Source organism: Sphingobium sp. MP9-4 (assembly GCF_005281675.1).
Lineage (GTDB): Bacteria > Pseudomonadota > Alphaproteobacteria > Sphingomonadales > Sphingomonadaceae > Sphingobium > Sphingobium yanoikuyae.
In genome coordinates, this window is the sequence record NZ_LUFI01000022.1 from 39,198 (window position 1) to 55,577 (window position 16,380).

At 60.9% G+C, this 16,380-nt stretch carries 13 protein-coding genes; 1 reads left to right on the plus strand and 12 read right to left on the minus strand.

The window, feature by feature from the left end:
- Positions 1–8 precede the first annotated feature (8 nt).
- The 10 genes from A0U87_RS05545 to A0U87_RS05590 form a co-directional block, all read right to left on the minus strand.
- Complete coding sequence (locus A0U87_RS05545) at positions 9–1,415, minus strand: efflux transporter outer membrane subunit (protein WP_029547837.1); 1,407 nt, start codon at positions 1,413–1,415, stop codon at positions 9–11.
- Complete coding sequence (locus A0U87_RS05550) at positions 1,412–4,531, minus strand: efflux RND transporter permease subunit (protein ID WP_010338370.1); 3,120 nt, start codon at positions 4,529–4,531, stop codon at positions 1,412–1,414. Before A0U87_RS05550 ends, A0U87_RS05545 begins: the two co-directional genes overlap by 4 nt.
- On the minus strand, positions 4,531–5,523 hold the full coding sequence (locus A0U87_RS05555; RefSeq protein WP_010338369.1) for a hypothetical protein: 993 nt from the start codon (positions 5,521–5,523) through the stop codon (positions 4,531–4,533). Before A0U87_RS05555 ends, A0U87_RS05550 begins: the two co-directional genes overlap by 1 nt.
- Positions 5,524–5,632: 109 nt before the next feature.
- Positions 5,633–6,172: a phosphatase PAP2 family protein gene (locus tag A0U87_RS05560; protein ID WP_010338368.1), complete on the minus strand. Its 540-nt coding sequence runs from the start codon at positions 6,170–6,172 to the stop codon at positions 5,633–5,635.
- A gap of 388 nt (positions 6,173–6,560) precedes the next feature.
- Positions 6,561–7,733, minus strand: coding sequence for a glycosyltransferase (locus A0U87_RS05565; RefSeq protein ID WP_037509339.1), 1,173 nt, complete (start codon positions 7,731–7,733; stop codon positions 6,561–6,563).
- A 3-nt stretch (positions 7,734–7,736) separates the two neighbouring features.
- The gene (locus A0U87_RS05570) at positions 7,737–8,240 is read right to left on the minus strand and encodes a DUF2141 domain-containing protein (RefSeq protein WP_037509337.1); all 504 of its coding nucleotides are present in this window, start codon (positions 8,238–8,240) and stop codon (positions 7,737–7,739) included.
- A complete protein-coding gene (locus tag A0U87_RS05575; protein ID WP_230588555.1) occupies positions 8,237–9,193 on the minus strand; it encodes a hypothetical protein in 957 nt (318 codons plus the stop codon). The genes A0U87_RS05570 and A0U87_RS05575 overlap by 4 nt, the downstream gene beginning before the upstream one ends.
- Positions 9,194–9,234: 41 nt before the next feature.
- Positions 9,235–10,398, minus strand: coding sequence for a glycosyltransferase (locus A0U87_RS05580; protein ID WP_051887075.1), 1,164 nt, complete (start codon positions 10,396–10,398; stop codon positions 9,235–9,237).
- Between the two features lie 7 nt (positions 10,399–10,405).
- The gene (locus tag A0U87_RS05585; protein WP_037509333.1) at positions 10,406–11,149 is read right to left on the minus strand and encodes a polysaccharide deacetylase family protein; all 744 of its coding nucleotides are present in this window, start codon (positions 11,147–11,149) and stop codon (positions 10,406–10,408) included.
- Positions 11,146–11,919: a hypothetical protein gene (locus A0U87_RS05590; RefSeq protein WP_037509331.1), complete on the minus strand. Its 774-nt coding sequence runs from the start codon at positions 11,917–11,919 to the stop codon at positions 11,146–11,148. Before A0U87_RS05590 ends, A0U87_RS05585 begins: the two co-directional genes overlap by 4 nt.
- 142 nt (positions 11,920–12,061) lie before the next feature.
- Between A0U87_RS05590 and A0U87_RS05595 the strand changes: the two genes are divergently transcribed.
- The gene (locus A0U87_RS05595) at positions 12,062–13,120 is read left to right on the plus strand and encodes an endonuclease/exonuclease/phosphatase family protein (RefSeq protein ID WP_037509330.1); all 1,059 of its coding nucleotides are present in this window, start codon (positions 12,062–12,064) and stop codon (positions 13,118–13,120) included.
- Here the strand turns inward: A0U87_RS05595 and A0U87_RS05600 are convergent.
- Positions 13,092–15,479: a TonB-dependent receptor gene (locus A0U87_RS05600; protein ID WP_234781520.1), complete on the minus strand. Its 2,388-nt coding sequence runs from the start codon at positions 15,477–15,479 to the stop codon at positions 13,092–13,094. The genes A0U87_RS05595 and A0U87_RS05600 overlap by 29 nt on opposite strands.
- Entirely contained in the window at positions 15,385–16,332 is a 948-nt protein-coding gene (locus tag A0U87_RS05605; RefSeq protein WP_017183064.1) for a FecR domain-containing protein, read from the minus strand. Before A0U87_RS05605 ends, A0U87_RS05600 begins: the two co-directional genes overlap by 95 nt.
- Positions 16,333–16,380 lie beyond the last annotated feature (48 nt).

The following is a 16,380-nucleotide window of genomic DNA, read 5'->3' on the forward strand; positions in this document are numbered from 1 at the left end:
GCGTTCTTCTACTCCATCACCCTGACCGGATCGAGCGGCTCAGGTGCTCGCTGCCATCCACCGCCCAGCGCACGGAACAGGGAGATATAGGATTGTGCCAGCAGATGATCCGACTGTCCCTTTTGAAGAGCAGCCGTTGCAAGGGTTCGTTCGGCATCGATCACCAGCAATGGCGACGCGTCGCCAATCCTGGCCCGGGCACTGGTTCGACGGGCGTAAAGCCCTGCTGCCTCTCTTGCCCGATCAAGCGCCTGGTTCCGGATGGCTTCGCTTTGTAGGCCTGCAAGTCCGGTTTCGACTTCCCTGAGGGCGCGCAGAACGGCGTTGTCGAACGAAGCCAGCGCAGCGCGTTCGGCTGCCTGCGCCTGCGCGATCTTGGCGCGCGCCGGCGCCTGGTTGGGGAAGGACCAGGAAATTAGCGGTGAGGCACTGGCAGAAAAAGCGCCGGACAGAAGTCCCAATGCGCCGCCCAGCGTGATCCTGGGATAGAGTTCGGCCCGCGCGATGGTGATCTTGGCTGTTGCCGAAGCAAGCTTGCGCTCTGCTTCGCGAATATCGGGCCGACGTGCCAGCAGTGCAGCACCGTCGCCTATTGGCACTTCGCTGCTCGCTCTGGGCAGCAGCGTGCAATCAACCTTGGCCATCTGGGGGGTGGTAGGCGGCAAGCCCTGAAGCGTTGCGAGCCGGAATCTTGCGCTGGCGGCAGCGGCATCGAAAGCCGGGATCGTAGCTCTCGATGCTTCAAGCAGGCTGGCGGCTTGCGCGACCTCAAGGGGAGACACTTCCCCTGCCGACAATTGTTCGCGAACGGCCTTGAGATTGCGTTCCTGCGCATCGACAATCTTGTAGGCCACCGCCCCATTCTGACGCGCCGCACATAGATCGATGTAAGCGAGCACGGTATCTGCCGCCACGGCCACGCGCACACCATCCAGCGCGGCCGCTTGCGCCTGCGCGTCAGCGCGGGCGGCCAGCGCTCCCGCACGCAGCCGACCGAACAGATCGATATCCCAGCTTATGGTTGCTGCGGCATCATAATCACTGCTCGACACATTGGCTGCGCTTGGCTGCCCTGCAGGATTGTCGATCGCTGCGCTGCTTTCGAGGATCGGTTGCGGAAGTCGCGCTGCGTCCGCCTGCCGGGTCGCAGCGCGCGCTGCTTCGAGATTGGCAAAGGCTGCGCGAAGATCGGCATTAGCTGCGAGGCTCGCTTCAACAAGCGCATCGAGTTGGCTGTCATTGAAAAGCTGCCACCAGTTTTCCGGCAAGGGTCGGTCGATCACATGTTCGCCACGCGAAAAGGGAGGCGGAGCCTGGGTAAGGCCCGATGCGGGTGGCGCGCCTTGCTGGGAGACACAGCCGCTTGCCAGGAGTCCAGCAGTCATCAGGCACGCGTGAAGGATGGCCGTTTTCATATTGCTGCTCCCTTCATGCGAGCATCTTGGGGCGAGGGCTCGGCCGGCCCAGCCGCATCCTCGCCGTACCGAGCGTAGAGGGCAGGCATCAGGAAAAGATTGAGGAGCGTGGATGATACAAGTCCACCAAGAATGACGATCGCCATGGGATGTTCGATTTCATGGCCCGGCGCGTTCCCCGCCACGATCAGCGGCACAAGCGCAAGGCCCGCGCAGGCTGCAGTCATGAGGATGGGAACCAGCCGCTCTTCTGCTCCGCGCAGAACAAGCGATGGACCAAAAGCCTCTCCCTCATGAACACGCAAATGGTGATAATGCGACAGGAGCATGATGCCGTTGCGTGCCGCGATGCCGATGACGGTGACGAAGCCGACGAGTGATCCCAGCGACAAGAGGCTGCCGGTGAACGCCACCGCCACAACGCCACCGACCAGCGCGAAAGGAAGGCTGACCGCAACCAGCGCAGTGATCCGGTGAGAGCGGAACTCCATCCACACCAGCACCAATATCCCGACAAGACAGAATAGGCCGGTCGTCCAAAGTCGCTGGCGCGACTCCTTGAGTGCTGCATATTCGCCAAGGACCTTGGCATGATAGCCTTGAGCAAAGCGGGTCCTGGCCACGATGGACTCAACCGCCTGGGCGACTGTGCCCAGGTCCGCACCACTGACGTTGAGCGTCACATCGAGGCGTCGTTGACCATCCTCGCGCTTGATTTCATTGGGAGCAGGCACCACTGCCACGTCCGCCACATCGCGCAGGCGTACCGCACCGCCGTTGGGCGTCTGGATCATCAGATCAGCGAGGGCATGCATGTCGCCTCTGGTCGCTGCCTCTCCCCAGAGCGCCACGTCAAAGGCTTTCTGATCGCGGTAAATCTCGCCAAGCTTCTGCCCGGCAACGAGGGATTGTGCCTGGCGGCGCACCTCGCCCGGCGTCAGGCCGAAGGTTGCCAGATCGCCGCTGCGGGGACGGATGCGGATCTGCGGGACCAGAACCTGCTGCTCGACCTTGAGGTCCGCTACGCCTTCCACTCCGGCTACCTGTTGCTTGATCCGGTCCGCAGCAGCACGAAGCTCATTCTGATCGGGGCCAAAGATCCGCACCACAACCGTCGCGCTTGCACCGGACAGAACTTCCTTGATCCGTTCGCGCAGATAGGTGAGCACATCCCGGAAGAGCCCAGGATAGCCTTCTATCACCTCCTTGATCCTGGCCACGCTGCCGTCATAGTCCGCCTTCTCGTCGAGACTTATCCACAACTCGGTGAAGTTCGGGCCGACCACCTCGTCGGCCGCTTCCGCCCGCCCGATATGTGCGCCGAAATTACGGACGCCCGGGATCGCACGAAGCTCCTTGGAAACCCGGATGGTGATCCGATCCATGGCTTCGATGGAGGCTCCGGGTTTTTCGAGCCAGTGCATGAGGAAATCGGTTTCGCGGAATTCCGGCAGGAACTGATCCTTGAAAGTCGCATAGCCAACACCCGCCAGAAGCAGGCCCGCTCCGATCACGATCATAACCGCACGCGGTGCGGCAATGATACGAGGCAGCATTGCTCCATAACGCCCCTTGAGCGCTCGTACGAAACGCGTGTCACCTTCATGTTTGACCGGAGCATTGGGTAGCAGAAACAGGCAAAGGGCAGGGGTTACGACGAGCGCAACCAGCAGCGATGCTGCGATCGCCAGGACATAGGCAATGGCGAGCGGCTGGAAGAATGTGCCCGCGACCCCGCCCAGGAAGAAGATGGGGAGAAAGACCAACATCACGATCAGCGACGCGAAAACCACCGCAGAGCGCACCTCTAGCGACGCTGCCAGTACGACTTCGAATGGCGTCCTGGGATTATCGGCCTCGCGGTTGAGGCGGAGCCGCCGGGCAATATTCTCGACGTCGATGATGGCATCGTCGACGACCTCTCCAAGCGCGATCACCAGACCGGCAATAACCATGGTATTGATGGTCGCCCCGCTCCAGAGCAGGACGAGCCCGGCACCGAGCAACGACAGGGGAATGGCGACCAGACTGATAATCGCCTGCCGCCAGTCCCGGGTAAAAAGAAACAGAACGACCGCCACGAGGAAGCAACCAATCGCGAGTGCGCGGGTGAGATTGTCGATCGAGCGTTCGATGAAGGTCGCAGGTCGGAAGATGCTGCTGTCGACCTTGACGTCCTGCAAACCGGGCTTGAGCTCCTCCAGGGCAGCTTCGACCGAGCGCGTGAGTTCGAGAGTGTTGCCTGTCGGCTGCTTCTCTACGATGAGCATGATGCCTGGCCCATCATCAATGATCGCGTTCCCGATCGGCGCGGCATAGCTCTCGGTCACCCGGGCAACATCGCCTACGCGGATCGGTGCATCGCCGGTCAATTTGACGACAGTCCGAGCAAGGTCGTCGGCTGTTTGAACGGCGCTTGGCTGCTGCACCGCGAGGCGCTGATTGGCGTTGTCGACAAAGCCGCCGCCTCCCACCAGGACGGCATCACCGGTTGCCAGGCGCAGTTCGTTGAGAGTGACCCCAGCCGCACGTAGCTTGTCAGGGTCGACGAGAACCTGAAGCTGACGATCGCGCATGCCCCACATGGCGACATTGGCGACGCCAGGCACGGACATCAGCCTGGGTCGAATAGTCCAGCGAACCAGTTCGGACAGTTCCATCTGATCGAGCTTTTTCGAGGAAATGCCGATCTTCATGGCGCGGCTGGTCGACGAAAGCGGGGCCAGCATGATCGGAGGGCGTGCGGCAGCAGGCAGTCGAGCCTGTGCCTGGGTAACCCGCTCCTGCACCATCTGCCTTGCACGGAAGACATCCGCGCCGCGCTCCAGGAGAATGACCACGGACGAAAGACCCAGGACCGACTTGGACCTCAGCGTGGCTATACCAGGCACGCCATTCACCTGGGTTTCGATCGGAACGGTAATGAGGCTTTCGACTTCCTCCGTCGAGAGCCCTGGCGCTTCGGTCTGAATCTCCACGATCGGCGGCGCAAATTCTGGAAAGACATCCAGCGGCACATCGGTCGATGCCCGCAGTCCGAGCACGACCAGGATAGCGGCAAGAACAAGAACGATGACGCGCTGCTGAAGTGCGCTGCGGACGAGCCAGGCGAGCATCAGTGCGCCACTCCGAATTCGGTGCCGAACAGTTCCATGGCGCCGACCGAAACTACCTGTGCTTCAGGCGCCAGGCCGCGGATGACGACAGCGCCATCCTGCCCGCTCGACAGGGCTTCGATGCGCTGCCGGATGAAATTGCCCGGCGCCGTCTGGAGATAGACCCATTCTCCGCCGTAAATGTCCCGCACGATCGCACTGGCTGGGACGGAAAGCCCTTCCTGGGTCTTGCCGAGGGGAAGTCGAATGCCGACGCGCTGTCCCACGCGCCAGAATTGGTCGCTATTATCGAGCGCATAATAGAGGTCGACCGTACCAGCTACTGCATTGGCCGACGGCGGGGCTTGAACCGGTGTCCCTTTGCGTCCTCCCTGCGTTGTTCCCAGGGGCGCGACGATGATGGATGCATTGCGGTTGATGGCAGCAACATCTGTGCCGGCGACGGAAACGCGGACCCAGAGACGTGACTGGTTGCCCAACGACGCAACCGCGGGCCCGAGCAAGCGTCGTTGCTCGATCGCAACCTGGGCCTGGGCCTGGGCTGTTGCGAGCGCTGCCGCAGCCTCGTCCCGCGCCCTGACGCTTCCAGCTTCTTCTGCAACGAGCCTGCTGGCGCGTTCCAGCGCAATGCGCGCGAGCCGAACCTGCGCGCGCGTCCGCTCGACCTCGCCGTCGGCGCTCGCCTGGCTGGCACCAATTTGTGCCAGATTGCTGAGAGCACCGGTGGGTACGCCACCAGTCCCATTGGGAACGACGATTTCGCCGCTCGTTTCTCGCGCCAGCGCAGCCGTTCCCGCACCAACCCTGGTCGTCTCGATGCCGAGCCTTTTTACAGCTTCGGGCTTCAGCGTCAGCCTGACCAGTTCGGTCTCATGCGCGACAACCTCACCATGGGATGGAGGCGAAGAAGACTGCTTGCCCTGCTGACTGCAGGCGCCGAGCATTACGAGCGCGCTCAATGGCAGAAATAGGAGAGAGGTCGTTCGGATCATGCTGCTCACCGATAAATGGATCGGTTCGAGCCCTATCGAACTTGTCTGGCGTCCAAATCTCGCCAACTATACCATTTGTCCATCTTTGCTGGAAAAGTGGCTACAGCCCTCAAAATCGCAAAGCCATTGCAATCCCGCCCCCCTGCCCATCGCTCCAGGGAAGCATTCGAATATTGTTGTTGCGCCTGGTCGTGAGAAGCAGGCCTGATGCTTCGCCCAGAAGGGCCCCGGCAGCGACATCATACCAGTGATGTTTGGTACCCTGGACACGAGAGATTCCGACGATGGTCGCAACCAGATGGGCTGGAAGCCCGACTTTCCAGCCGTAGCGGTTCTGGAGCGTTGCAGCTGCCGCAAAGGAAGTGGCGGTATGGGTGGACGGAAAGCTCCGCCGGTCGCTGCCATCCGGGCGGGTTTCGGGAAAGATATCCTTCAGTCCAAGAGACACCAGCGTCGCGGCACCGACACTTCCACTTGCCTGAAGCGCGCCCTGCCAATCCTCCTGAACGAGGGGCGTGCCGAGCGCGGCAATCACCAGCGCGTCTCGACCGATATTACTGGTATCGCGCCACGTCCGGTCGGACGCCTGAGCAAATCGCGGCGTGAGCAGGACACAGCAAAATACTGCAATTACGATGAAAAGCCGCATGAAGATCCCCTGCCAGGCTGGATGCCCGTGCCGGCAGGACGGCGTCATCCAAGGGGTGCCTCAGTCGAGAAATGCCTGTGCAGCGAAAATTATGGGAAATGCTGTTGCGCTCGTTGAAACTAATGGTCCGATAACGATCTGGAGGGCGCCATCCCCCTCTCCTGCCCTACGCTATCAACGATCGTTTCTGAGCGCCCACCATATGATCCTGACCATGAGGGGCCAGCACCGACAGGTGCATTGGCGCTGGAAGGCGGGTTCGAGGGAAGATAGGACGGGATGCTTCTTTTCGGGTTCCACATCGAACCTCACAAGATTTCTGCGGCGGAGGCGGCCGCGCTGTGCGGGCGGTTGGCCGGGTAAGGGCGCCATTTTCGATGCGGAGGTTTCAGGCTGCATGGCGCACAGCAGTTCGCAGCGAGGAATAGGCCTCGAACAGCCAAGAAAAATGCTCGTCCATCGTGGTGACTGAAGCTGCCGCGGTTGCGGCTCGACTACGCCAAATGTCCGGATCGGTAGCTGCGAAATTTTCTATCGCTTCAACCAGACTTGCCGTGTCACCTGCACGGAAACGGAGACCGATTCCTGAACGCGCATGATCGGCAGCGCCTCCTTCATCGGGCACGATCACGGGGACGCCGCTGGCGCGCGCTTCGGCGGCGGTCATGCAGAAGGTCTCTGCCTCGCACCCGTGGACGAGGGCATCGGCGCTTGCCAGCAGGCTCGCGAGTCGCCGCCGGTCGGTCGTCGGCGCCAGCAGATGGATATGCGGGTTGTGCGCGGCTGCACGGCGCACCCGCGCGCTGTCCCGACCATCACCCAGGAGCACCAGGCCGACGGGCCGACGGTAACCGGCGAGCGTCGCAGCCTGTATGACCATTGGCCATCGCTTCTCGGGTGCATGCCGGCCGACCCCCATCAGCAGCAGGCCATTTTCATCCAGGCCGCATCGCGCGAGAAGATGCCGCCTCAAAGCTGCGTCGCGATGCGACGGGGTAAAAATATGGGGCTCTACCCCCATGGGGACGGTACAGACCGAACCGACGCCCCCGGCGCGCAGGCGCGCGGAAAGACTGTCATTTGCGCTCACGACCATGTCGAAAGCCTGTCCGAGCCGTCGCAAATGTCGCCAGTACCAGTCAAAGCCCCGGTCGATGGCTGCCCGCGGCGCAACATTGCCGAACCAGCGATAGGCGTAAGCCGACAGAGGATCTGCATGCATTACCAGTGCGCGCGGGACATCGCCGCGCCAGCGTGCAACCATGGAGGCACTCGACCATGGCGACGATGCTTCGACCAGGTCGGGGGCAAGCGCGTCCAGCATGCGATGCAGCGCTGCCTCATCATCGAAATAATGATAGCGCCGATCCAGCGGAAAACGCTTGGCTGGAATGGTCACGACGCTCCCGCCGCGCGCAGGCCGCCGCGCCAGTTTCTCGCCCGGCGCAAGGATGATTATGTCATGCCCCGCCGCTGCGCCGGCATGCAGTTTCCGCTCTACATAGGTCTTAACCCCGCCGCCCTGCGGCGCATAAAAAGCGCAAACGTCGACAATTCGCATGGGCTAGCGCTCCAAAGGTCCGAAGGAAAACAGGCCGCGCCGGTAATTGAGCCTGATGGGAATATGGGCCGGAGCGGCGCCTACGCGCGCCGATGCCTTTGCCGCTGACGGTTTCGACAATCCGAGTTTGGGATTGCCCGCAAAACCTACGCCGTCGATCGAGAGCGAGAATTTCCGGTTGGCATCGCGATCATGCATCAAGCTGATCGCGTAGACGCCGGGGCCTGGTGCCCGGATGCACAGCGTCACTGACCCCTGGGAGGGGACGGTTTCCTCGACCCGCCGAAACACCTTACCTTCCGAAATCAGGATATTGTCGTCGGCGAGAAAATCGGCGTCATTTGCTGGGTAGAGCTCAAGCTTGAGGCGTCCCCTGCGGTCCTTCAGTCCCTCGACCGACACGAGAAAGGCTGACCCGCTTTCATTTGGCCGACAGAGCCCCTCAGCCTTGCCCAGATCTGGCGATGAAGGGATCGGCGCAGCGGACATCATGGCAAACAGGATCATGTCCGATCCTTGATCAGGCCGTTCATTCCCAGAAGCAGACCGACAACAAGATGCGCGGCAAGAATCAGCGTGGCCATCAAAGCCATCGCCGAAACAATGTCGCTGTCCCGTCCGATCAAGAAAGCGGCCACACCCGCAAAGACGACGTCCTTGTTGGGAAGCAGGGGCAGCCTGGAAAGCAACTGTCTGATCGTTCCAAGGATGATCCACATGCTCAGGTCCACCGAGGGGAGCAGCAGGTGCCACATCATGGCGGCCAGCAATGTCGTGGCCAGGATACGCAGCACGTGAATGGCGGAAATCAGCCACAGTTCGTGCCGAGGCAGCGCGAACAGCCGATTGCGCAAAAGCATGGCAAGCATGGACGTCAGCAGGACGAAGAAGATGGATCCCGATATCTCCCATCTGCCAATCCCCGCGACGCCGCTGCCCAGAAGCGGGAAGGCGAAGATCATCATGATCAGCGTCACGACGTTGCCGGCGAGCGCAGACAGGATGGTGACGTCCTTGAGCGCCGCAAAGGGTGCGGACCTGATGTCGGCGCTACGCCTGGCCCATGCGTAAAAGTAGACCTCGCCAAGATAGCCCAGCAGAATCTCGTTGCTCACCAGCTTGCGAAGAAGCGCGCCGAAGCCCGCCGCTGGAATATGCCAGAGTCGCCGAAAAATGACCCATTCCGAGATCGGGCCGGCAAGATAATAGGCGGCGAACGCGGTCCAGAATATGGGTGTTGTCGGCAGAAGCTGCAGGAGGTGGGCCGTGTCCAGGCCCCTGAACTGCTGCAGGACCGCCAGCAGGATCAGCAGCGAGATGATCGGCCCCGCCCATATCGTCCAGTTGCGCCCTGTCCGTATCAGCGGCTCTGGCGAGATCATGGTGCCAATGGCTGGCACCGTGGGCTGGAAAACGAGATTTGAGGAAAGGACTGAACCACCTGAATTCGGGTCCGTCATGATCGTCTCTTGATAGTTGCGTCACCCATGGGACGGCGCACTCAGGACCGAACCTCAGCTTGCGGATGGCAATTATTTTCGGAGATAGAGTTGTATGTAACATGTTTAAAACAGGTGATATAATCGCCACATGCCTGTTCGATCGTGAAACGTTTCGCCTGGGAATAGCTGGCATCCTCGCATTGATCCATGCGGCGGGCTGCAGCGATCGCAGCAGCCAGATCATAGAGATTGCCGACAGGGACGAGCGTCGCCAGACGTCCATGTTGCGTGAGTTCGGACATGGCGGAACTGCAATCGGTCGCGATGATCGGAAGTCCGGCGCCGAGCGCTTCGATGATCACCGCTGGTACGCCCTCATAATTGGACGATAGCAAGAAAATATCGAATCCGGTGAGGTGCCTCGCCGGATCGGGCACATGGCCCTTGAAACGAACCCGATCTTCTATGCCTAGTTGCAGGGCCAGCGCAGCCAGGCGTTCGCGCTCCGGCCCGTCTCCATATATCGTCAGGCAATCGCGCGTTGTTGCAGCGACGGCGAAGGCGCGAAGCATGAGCCCGAAATTCTTCTGCGGGACAAGCCTTCCGACCGCCACGAATTGAAGGCCCTCATTTTCCTGCCGTCGACGGCCAGTGGCACCGGCTCGTAAAGTCTCGAGTTGGCGCTGGTCGATCGCAGGGTCGGCTATGATGGAGATGCATCTCGATGGGATGTGGATGGCGGAGGATATCTCCCTTTCCATTGCATGTTCCATACCCACGAAATGATCGATGAACCGGGCATGGAGGCGCACCCATAGCCGATACAGCGTGCGGATCGGCATGGGCATATCCCTGCGCTCGAGATCATTGCTGATCTTGGCGACAATAGGGGGACAACGCCTGCCAAGCAGCAATTTCATCGCCAGCGCAACGACCGTGTAGCTGTTGCCGGCACAAAATAGCAGATCAGGCTGGAGCCGCCGAATGACGGCCGGCAGGGTAATCATCATCCACAGCGTCTCGAACCGCCTGGTGGAAAAGGGGGGCTGGCGTGGCTGATGGAATTCGAGCGCGCGGGCGAGTTCGTTCCGCATCGGGCCATCGGACCGACCCATGAAGAGAGGGGCTTCAATACCGGCGCCCCGCCAGGCGCGGACAAGACGCAGCGCGATACGTTCCACGCCGCCGGCTTCGAAGCTGTGAAGAAATGTCAGCACGCGCATATTCGGTTCAATCGTCCAGCAAATGCCCATAGCGGCTCGGCCGGCGGGTCAGGACCGCCCGCTGCAGAACATCATTGATGCTGAGCATGATAGCCGGCTGGGTCGTGTCACCGGGATGGACGGCGACCCTGAAATTCTCCGACCGGTGCAATAGCGGCGGTAGGAGATATGCGACCGCCAGGGATGATGCCATGCGGAGTTTGCTCCGGCTGGCCCATGTCATGACCGGTCCACGCGCCAGAGTTTGCCCAGTCATGGGTGACCAAATCTTCATATGATCTTCCGCAATTGGGAAACCGAGTTCCTCAAGCGCTGTCAGGGCGGGTTCTCCATACAGCCAGGCCGGCGCAACAAAGCCGGCAATCGGTTGACCGGTAATCTCCTCGATCAGGGCCCGCCCGTCTGCAAGCCGCTGACGGGCCGTGGCGAGATCCAGTCCGAGAAATTCTCCCTCGCCAGCTGTCATGTGCTGAGCCTTGAACCGGGCGCCAAGGCCGCCGTGGCTGGCTCCGTCACGGTGAAACCAGCCATGCAGGAAAATCTCCGCGCCGCTTTCCGCCCATCGGCGAACCCGGCCAGCAAAGGGTGAGCGCGCCGAAATAGGATGATCGCCCCAATGGTTGGGGACCACCAGCATCGCGGTCCGGTCAAGCCGCACATAGGGGGCGACATGATCGACGAGGCGATCCACCTGGCCCTCAAAAGCTGGTCCGACGTCGTGGATCGAGAATAGAAGTCGCTTCTCTTTCATAGATGATAGCGAAAGCTGGCCAGGGCGCGCGCATCGTTGACAATGGCTGATCCCTCCAGGCCGGTGAGATCCATTGCGGGGCGACGCATGTCACTGACGCAAAGGCGCCAATCGATCGATCCGGAGACCCCCGGTGCCGGACTGGCAAGGGCAAGCTCAGGGCCAGAACCGGTCAATGGGGCGCCCCCCAGCGTCTCCGCCAGGCGAGTAAGGGCATCATGCCGTGACGGGCGAGAGATGGACCGATAGTCCAAGGAAAGGCGAGAGCCCCGCGCATCGTCGATGGCAAGCCCGATACTGGCAATATTGGTCGACAACCGGCGGGGGTTGATCTCCACGACATGGAGGCGTCGCCCCATATGCGCGTAATCCCCGTTCAGCGACAGGTTCAGCATATCCATCAATGGTATGGCCGCATTGAAGGATATGCTTCTCAAGGACCAGCGATCCTGATCAGCGCTTCCATCCTGATGAACAAAGGATGCGGCACGGTTGGCGGACAGACGCAGGCTGGAAGGACCAAGCAGCAGATTGAGCGAACGGGATCTGACCCGTGCCAGATCGAAATGATCGGTGGGCGTCGCGACGGCAAGCGCGTAGGTCTTGGGGGCGTGCGCAACCGGTATCCCGTGCAAGAGCCTGGCATTGCTCGCTACCAGTAGGGGAGCATAGCGTGGATCTTCATTGGCGGCTCGAGCCGGCATGGCTTCAAAAGCTCCGAATAAGACCAGCGTCACGATCCCGAACGCATGATGCGCAGATATAATCATCAGCTCACATCTCCCCGTTGCGTGCCTCGACGGCGTGGTGAGATGGAGACCTCAGCTTCAAGCCCAGCAATTTTTTCCGTGATGGAAACTGAGGTGCCCGTGCATTCGCATCGTCGCAGGCGGCGAATACGGGAGACACAATTTGCGGACCTCGAAGGCAGTTCTGATCGCAGCTTCGCTCATGGGCATGCTCGGCGCTGCGGCACCGACCCCGTCATCGCCGGATCTGACGCCCAGGCTCCCGCTGCCTTTCGACGGGCATTTGTCCGTGCTGACCTATAATATCCATGGTCTGCCCTGGCCCGTCGCAAGAGGGCGGACACAGGCATTCGCGCAGATTGTGCAGCATTTGCGGACCATGCGCGAGGATGGGACGCAACCTCACATCATCGTTCTGCAGGAAGCCTTTACGACTGACGCTCGGGCGATCGGCCGGGCAGCGGGCTACCGATATGTAGTGGAAGGTCCGGGCGCGCAGATGCCTGGACAGGGAAATCTGCCGTCCGGCTCGCATGCTCTGACAGACGCTGCCGCATGGTATCATGGTGAAACGCTCGGCAAATATGTCGGAAGCGGGCTTCAGATCCTGTCCGATTATCCGATTGCGGGCGTCCGGAAAATGGCCTTCCCGGCCTTTGCCTGTGCAGGATTTGATTGTCTGGCAAACAAGGGCGCGCTGCTGGTCAGCGTCGCTCTCCCCGGGCAATGGGACAGGGTCGATATCGTCACGACGCATCTGAACAGCAGGCGTGCGTCACGGGTCCAGGATGACCGATCGCTGGCCGCCTACCGATTGCAGGTCGATTATCTCACCAACTTCATTACGAGCGCGCATGATCCATCGCGGCCCCTGATCGTTGCTGGGGACTTTAATGTGGGCAGCGTTCCAGCGCGCAAGCAAATGCTGCTCTCCAGGGCTCAGTCCAGATGGTGTCAGGATGGCGATATTGACGACGCCTATGGAGAAGCGGCCCGTCGTGGCATCGCTCTTTCGGCCGATGCGCGTTTTTCAAGGAAGCGCGCCCGCGACTGGCAGTTTTTCACACCTGGCCGACGTACCGACCTCGAGTTGAGCAGCATCGATGTCCCGTTCGGCCATGAACCGGACGGAACCATGCTGTCTGACCATGTGGGTTATTCTGCGACCTATCAATTGCGCAATCGCCAGCCTCTTACCAGGATCGCGCCAGGGCGAGTGTAAGGGTGCGAGGTCGGATTGGCGTATATTGCGCTTCCTCCCGGATCGCGAAAGGATTGCCGAAGGAGAAGCTGTCACCCCGAATATCGAACAGATTGTCCATATTGACGCTGAGGGTCCAGTGGCCTCGCGTCGCCTCTGCATGGGCGGACGCGGTCGCATAATTGCCCATGCTTCGGTCCAGATCATCGTCGAAGGACAATCTTGCTTTCCCGATATAATTGGCCTGCAGCCCGGTCCTGGCCTGCCAGCCACCGGCCAAGGCGAAGGATTTGCCAAAAGATGCCCGGCCAGCGAAGGCCGGGGCTATGGGAAGGCTGCGATCATCGAGCTTGACGCCATCGGCCGCACGCGTGAGCAAGGCCGACTGCGCGCTGCCACCGGCGGAAATGGTAAAGCCATTGCCCAGATTCCAATCCAGAGCGATCTCGGCTCCGATGATCCGTCCCTTGCCTGCATTGCGGGTAGAGACCAGCCCATCTTCGAGCAGATAGTCCGACTGGATGTCGTTCCAGAGCGTGTAATAGGTGCTAGCTGAAAGGGACCAGCGACCATCAAAGGCAGTCTTGCGAAAGCCAAGATCGAAGGTGCTCAATTCGTCCGCATCGAATTGGCGCGCCGACGTGGTTTCCGCAGGCGCCAGACCTCCAGGACGCATCGCCCTTGCATAGCGGAGATAGACAATACCTGATCCGTTCAATCGATAGGAGATTGCAGCGCTGGGAGACAGGATGGTCTTGCGCGCACGAACGGGCGTGATCCTGGGTTCGTCACCGGTTCCATCGCGCGTGATGCTCTGAAACAGGCGCGCGCCGATCGTCGCATCCAGGCGATTGAAGAGCGGCAAGGTCGCTTCACCGAATATCGCATATTCGACAACCTGCCGATCGTAGATTTCCACTATGGCGGGATCGCCCCCTTCCGGGGTGACGGAAGCCTCCCCTCGAGTGGTCGCCCGAAGGTAGGAAAGGCCAGCAAGCCAATGCTGCTCGCCTTGAGGTGCGATGCGCAGTTCCTGGTTCAGCACCGTATATCGACGATCATCGTCGAACCGGACCTGGCCCGTCAATCCGAACTGGTCGGCAGCGCTGCTGGCATCGAGAATATAGTCGAAACCATGCTCGACATAGCTGGTCGCCGACGTCAGTTCCAGCGTACCGATATTGCCTTTGACGGTGCCATGCCACAGCTTGAAATCATTGTCGGTGGGCTCGGCAATGGGATGATCACGCGACAGCATTTCGTCGGATTGAAGCACATATTGGCTGTCGCGCGCATTGATGTCCTGCAGCATGAAGCCTGCATCGACCGTCCATCGCTCTGAGGGCTGCCATCGCAGCGCTATCCGCGCGCCGACGGTCTCCGTTGAATTGGTCGCCTTGTCGGAACCATCATTGGATATCCAGCCGCCTTCCAGAAGACGATAGCCCACGGCGCGTAATGCCAGGCGGCCATCGACGACAGGCAGGTTCATGATGCCCTCGGCGCCCGTGCCCAATTCGCCATGCTGAACGGCCTGAGCTGACAGTCGCGCCAGGGCATAGCTGTCATCCAGTTCGGCCTTTCTGGTGACGATGTGATAGATGCCACCCAGTGCGCCCGAACCATAGAGCGGCCCTTGCGGTCCCTTGAGGACTTCGATCCGATCGACATCGATGAGCCGGAGATCGGGATCCGGCGCATTGAATGTCACCCTTGCCTCATCGACCTGGACTGCAACCGTCGATTGGCTCAGGCCGTTGAATGGGCTGTCGGCAACCCCGCGGATAAACTGTCGGTTACGCCCTGGTCCCATGTTGGTCATGGCCAGGCCTTCCATGTCGAGGCTGATGTCGCGGGACGTCGGACTTCTCGCTCCCCCCAGCGGATCAAGCGACAGCACGGATACTGATAAGGGGATATTCGCGAGCGGCTGTGGCCGCTTCTGCGCGGTCACGATGATTTCACTTGCCGCAGGCGCCACTGTGGGGGCAGGCGTGCGAGGGGATTGTCGGACTGCGATTACCGCCGGCTTGGGCTCGATACGATAGAGGCGATCACCGATCCTGAGCGCTTGAAGTCCGGTTCCTTCGAGCAACCGCGCCAGGGCTTCCTCGGGCGACAAGCGCCCTTTCACACCACGCGTTTTCAGTTGTGTGACATTGGCCTTGAAGCCGATGGAGATACCCGTCGAGGCGGAGAATTTGTCCATCGCGGCCATGAGCGGCCCGGGCGCGATATCGAGACTGACTACCGGTGCGCGTGCAAGAACCGTTTCCGGGCCAATCTCACCGGCCAGCAGCAATATGCACAAGATCGCCTTGCTGACGCACTTCGAGCCCCATGACGGCCGCCAGGTCGCTGGCAAGTTTCGATCCGTCACCGATGACAAGAATGCCCGAAAAATGCTTGTTCTCCAGCGCGGAATCGACAGAAATCCTCTTGCCCGAATATCGTTCGATGTCGCCAGCCACCATTGCAAGCGGCGCATTCGTATAGGTCAGCCGGCCACTGCGCCAGCTTCCCACTTGGGAGGGCTCTACCGTGCTGAGTGTCAATAGACCATCCTTGCCGACCAACTGATGGCCGGCATCGACCCTGACTGCCGAAGCGGTCTGCGCGCCGGCGACGGAAACCGCCCCCTGTGCGACACCGACCCGCAAGGCAGAGTTTGCAAGATTGACCGAAAAGCGGGTGCCAATATCGGTAACGCGATAGTTGCCGGCCGATACGGTCAGGACGCGCGAGGGATCGTGGCGGACGTCAAAATAGGCCTCCCCCTTCGCAAGCTCGATTTGCCCGTCATTCTTTGCCGATACCAGAATGGCGCTTCCCGGCGACAGGGTGACGCTGGTGCCGCTGGCCAGAGCGATCATGCGCGGCGCCGAGCCTTCGTTGCTGTAGGCAATGGGTCTGGATGTCTGCCAGAATGTCGGGAGCGCAACGGCAAGCGCCAGGCAAGCGGCGAGAGCACCGCCCATCACCAGTCTCGGCTTCCAACGGTGTCTTGGATCGATTTCGGCGACAGGAGGAGAAGGCTCATGGCTCAGAACGTCCCGATGTTCGCGGACAGCAGCATCGACCAGGGCAATCGAATCAAAGGCTTCCCGGTGCCGGGGGTTTGCCTCCAGCCACGCGAGATAGCCGTCCCAATCCGCATCGTCGTGCTCGAGCGCCGCCTGCCAGGCAATCGCCTGGTCAAGCATCGCTTCGTCAAAATCCGCACGCGCCGTCATGGCGATTGCCCTTCCACCTGTTTGATCACTGTGTGACGATATCGTGAC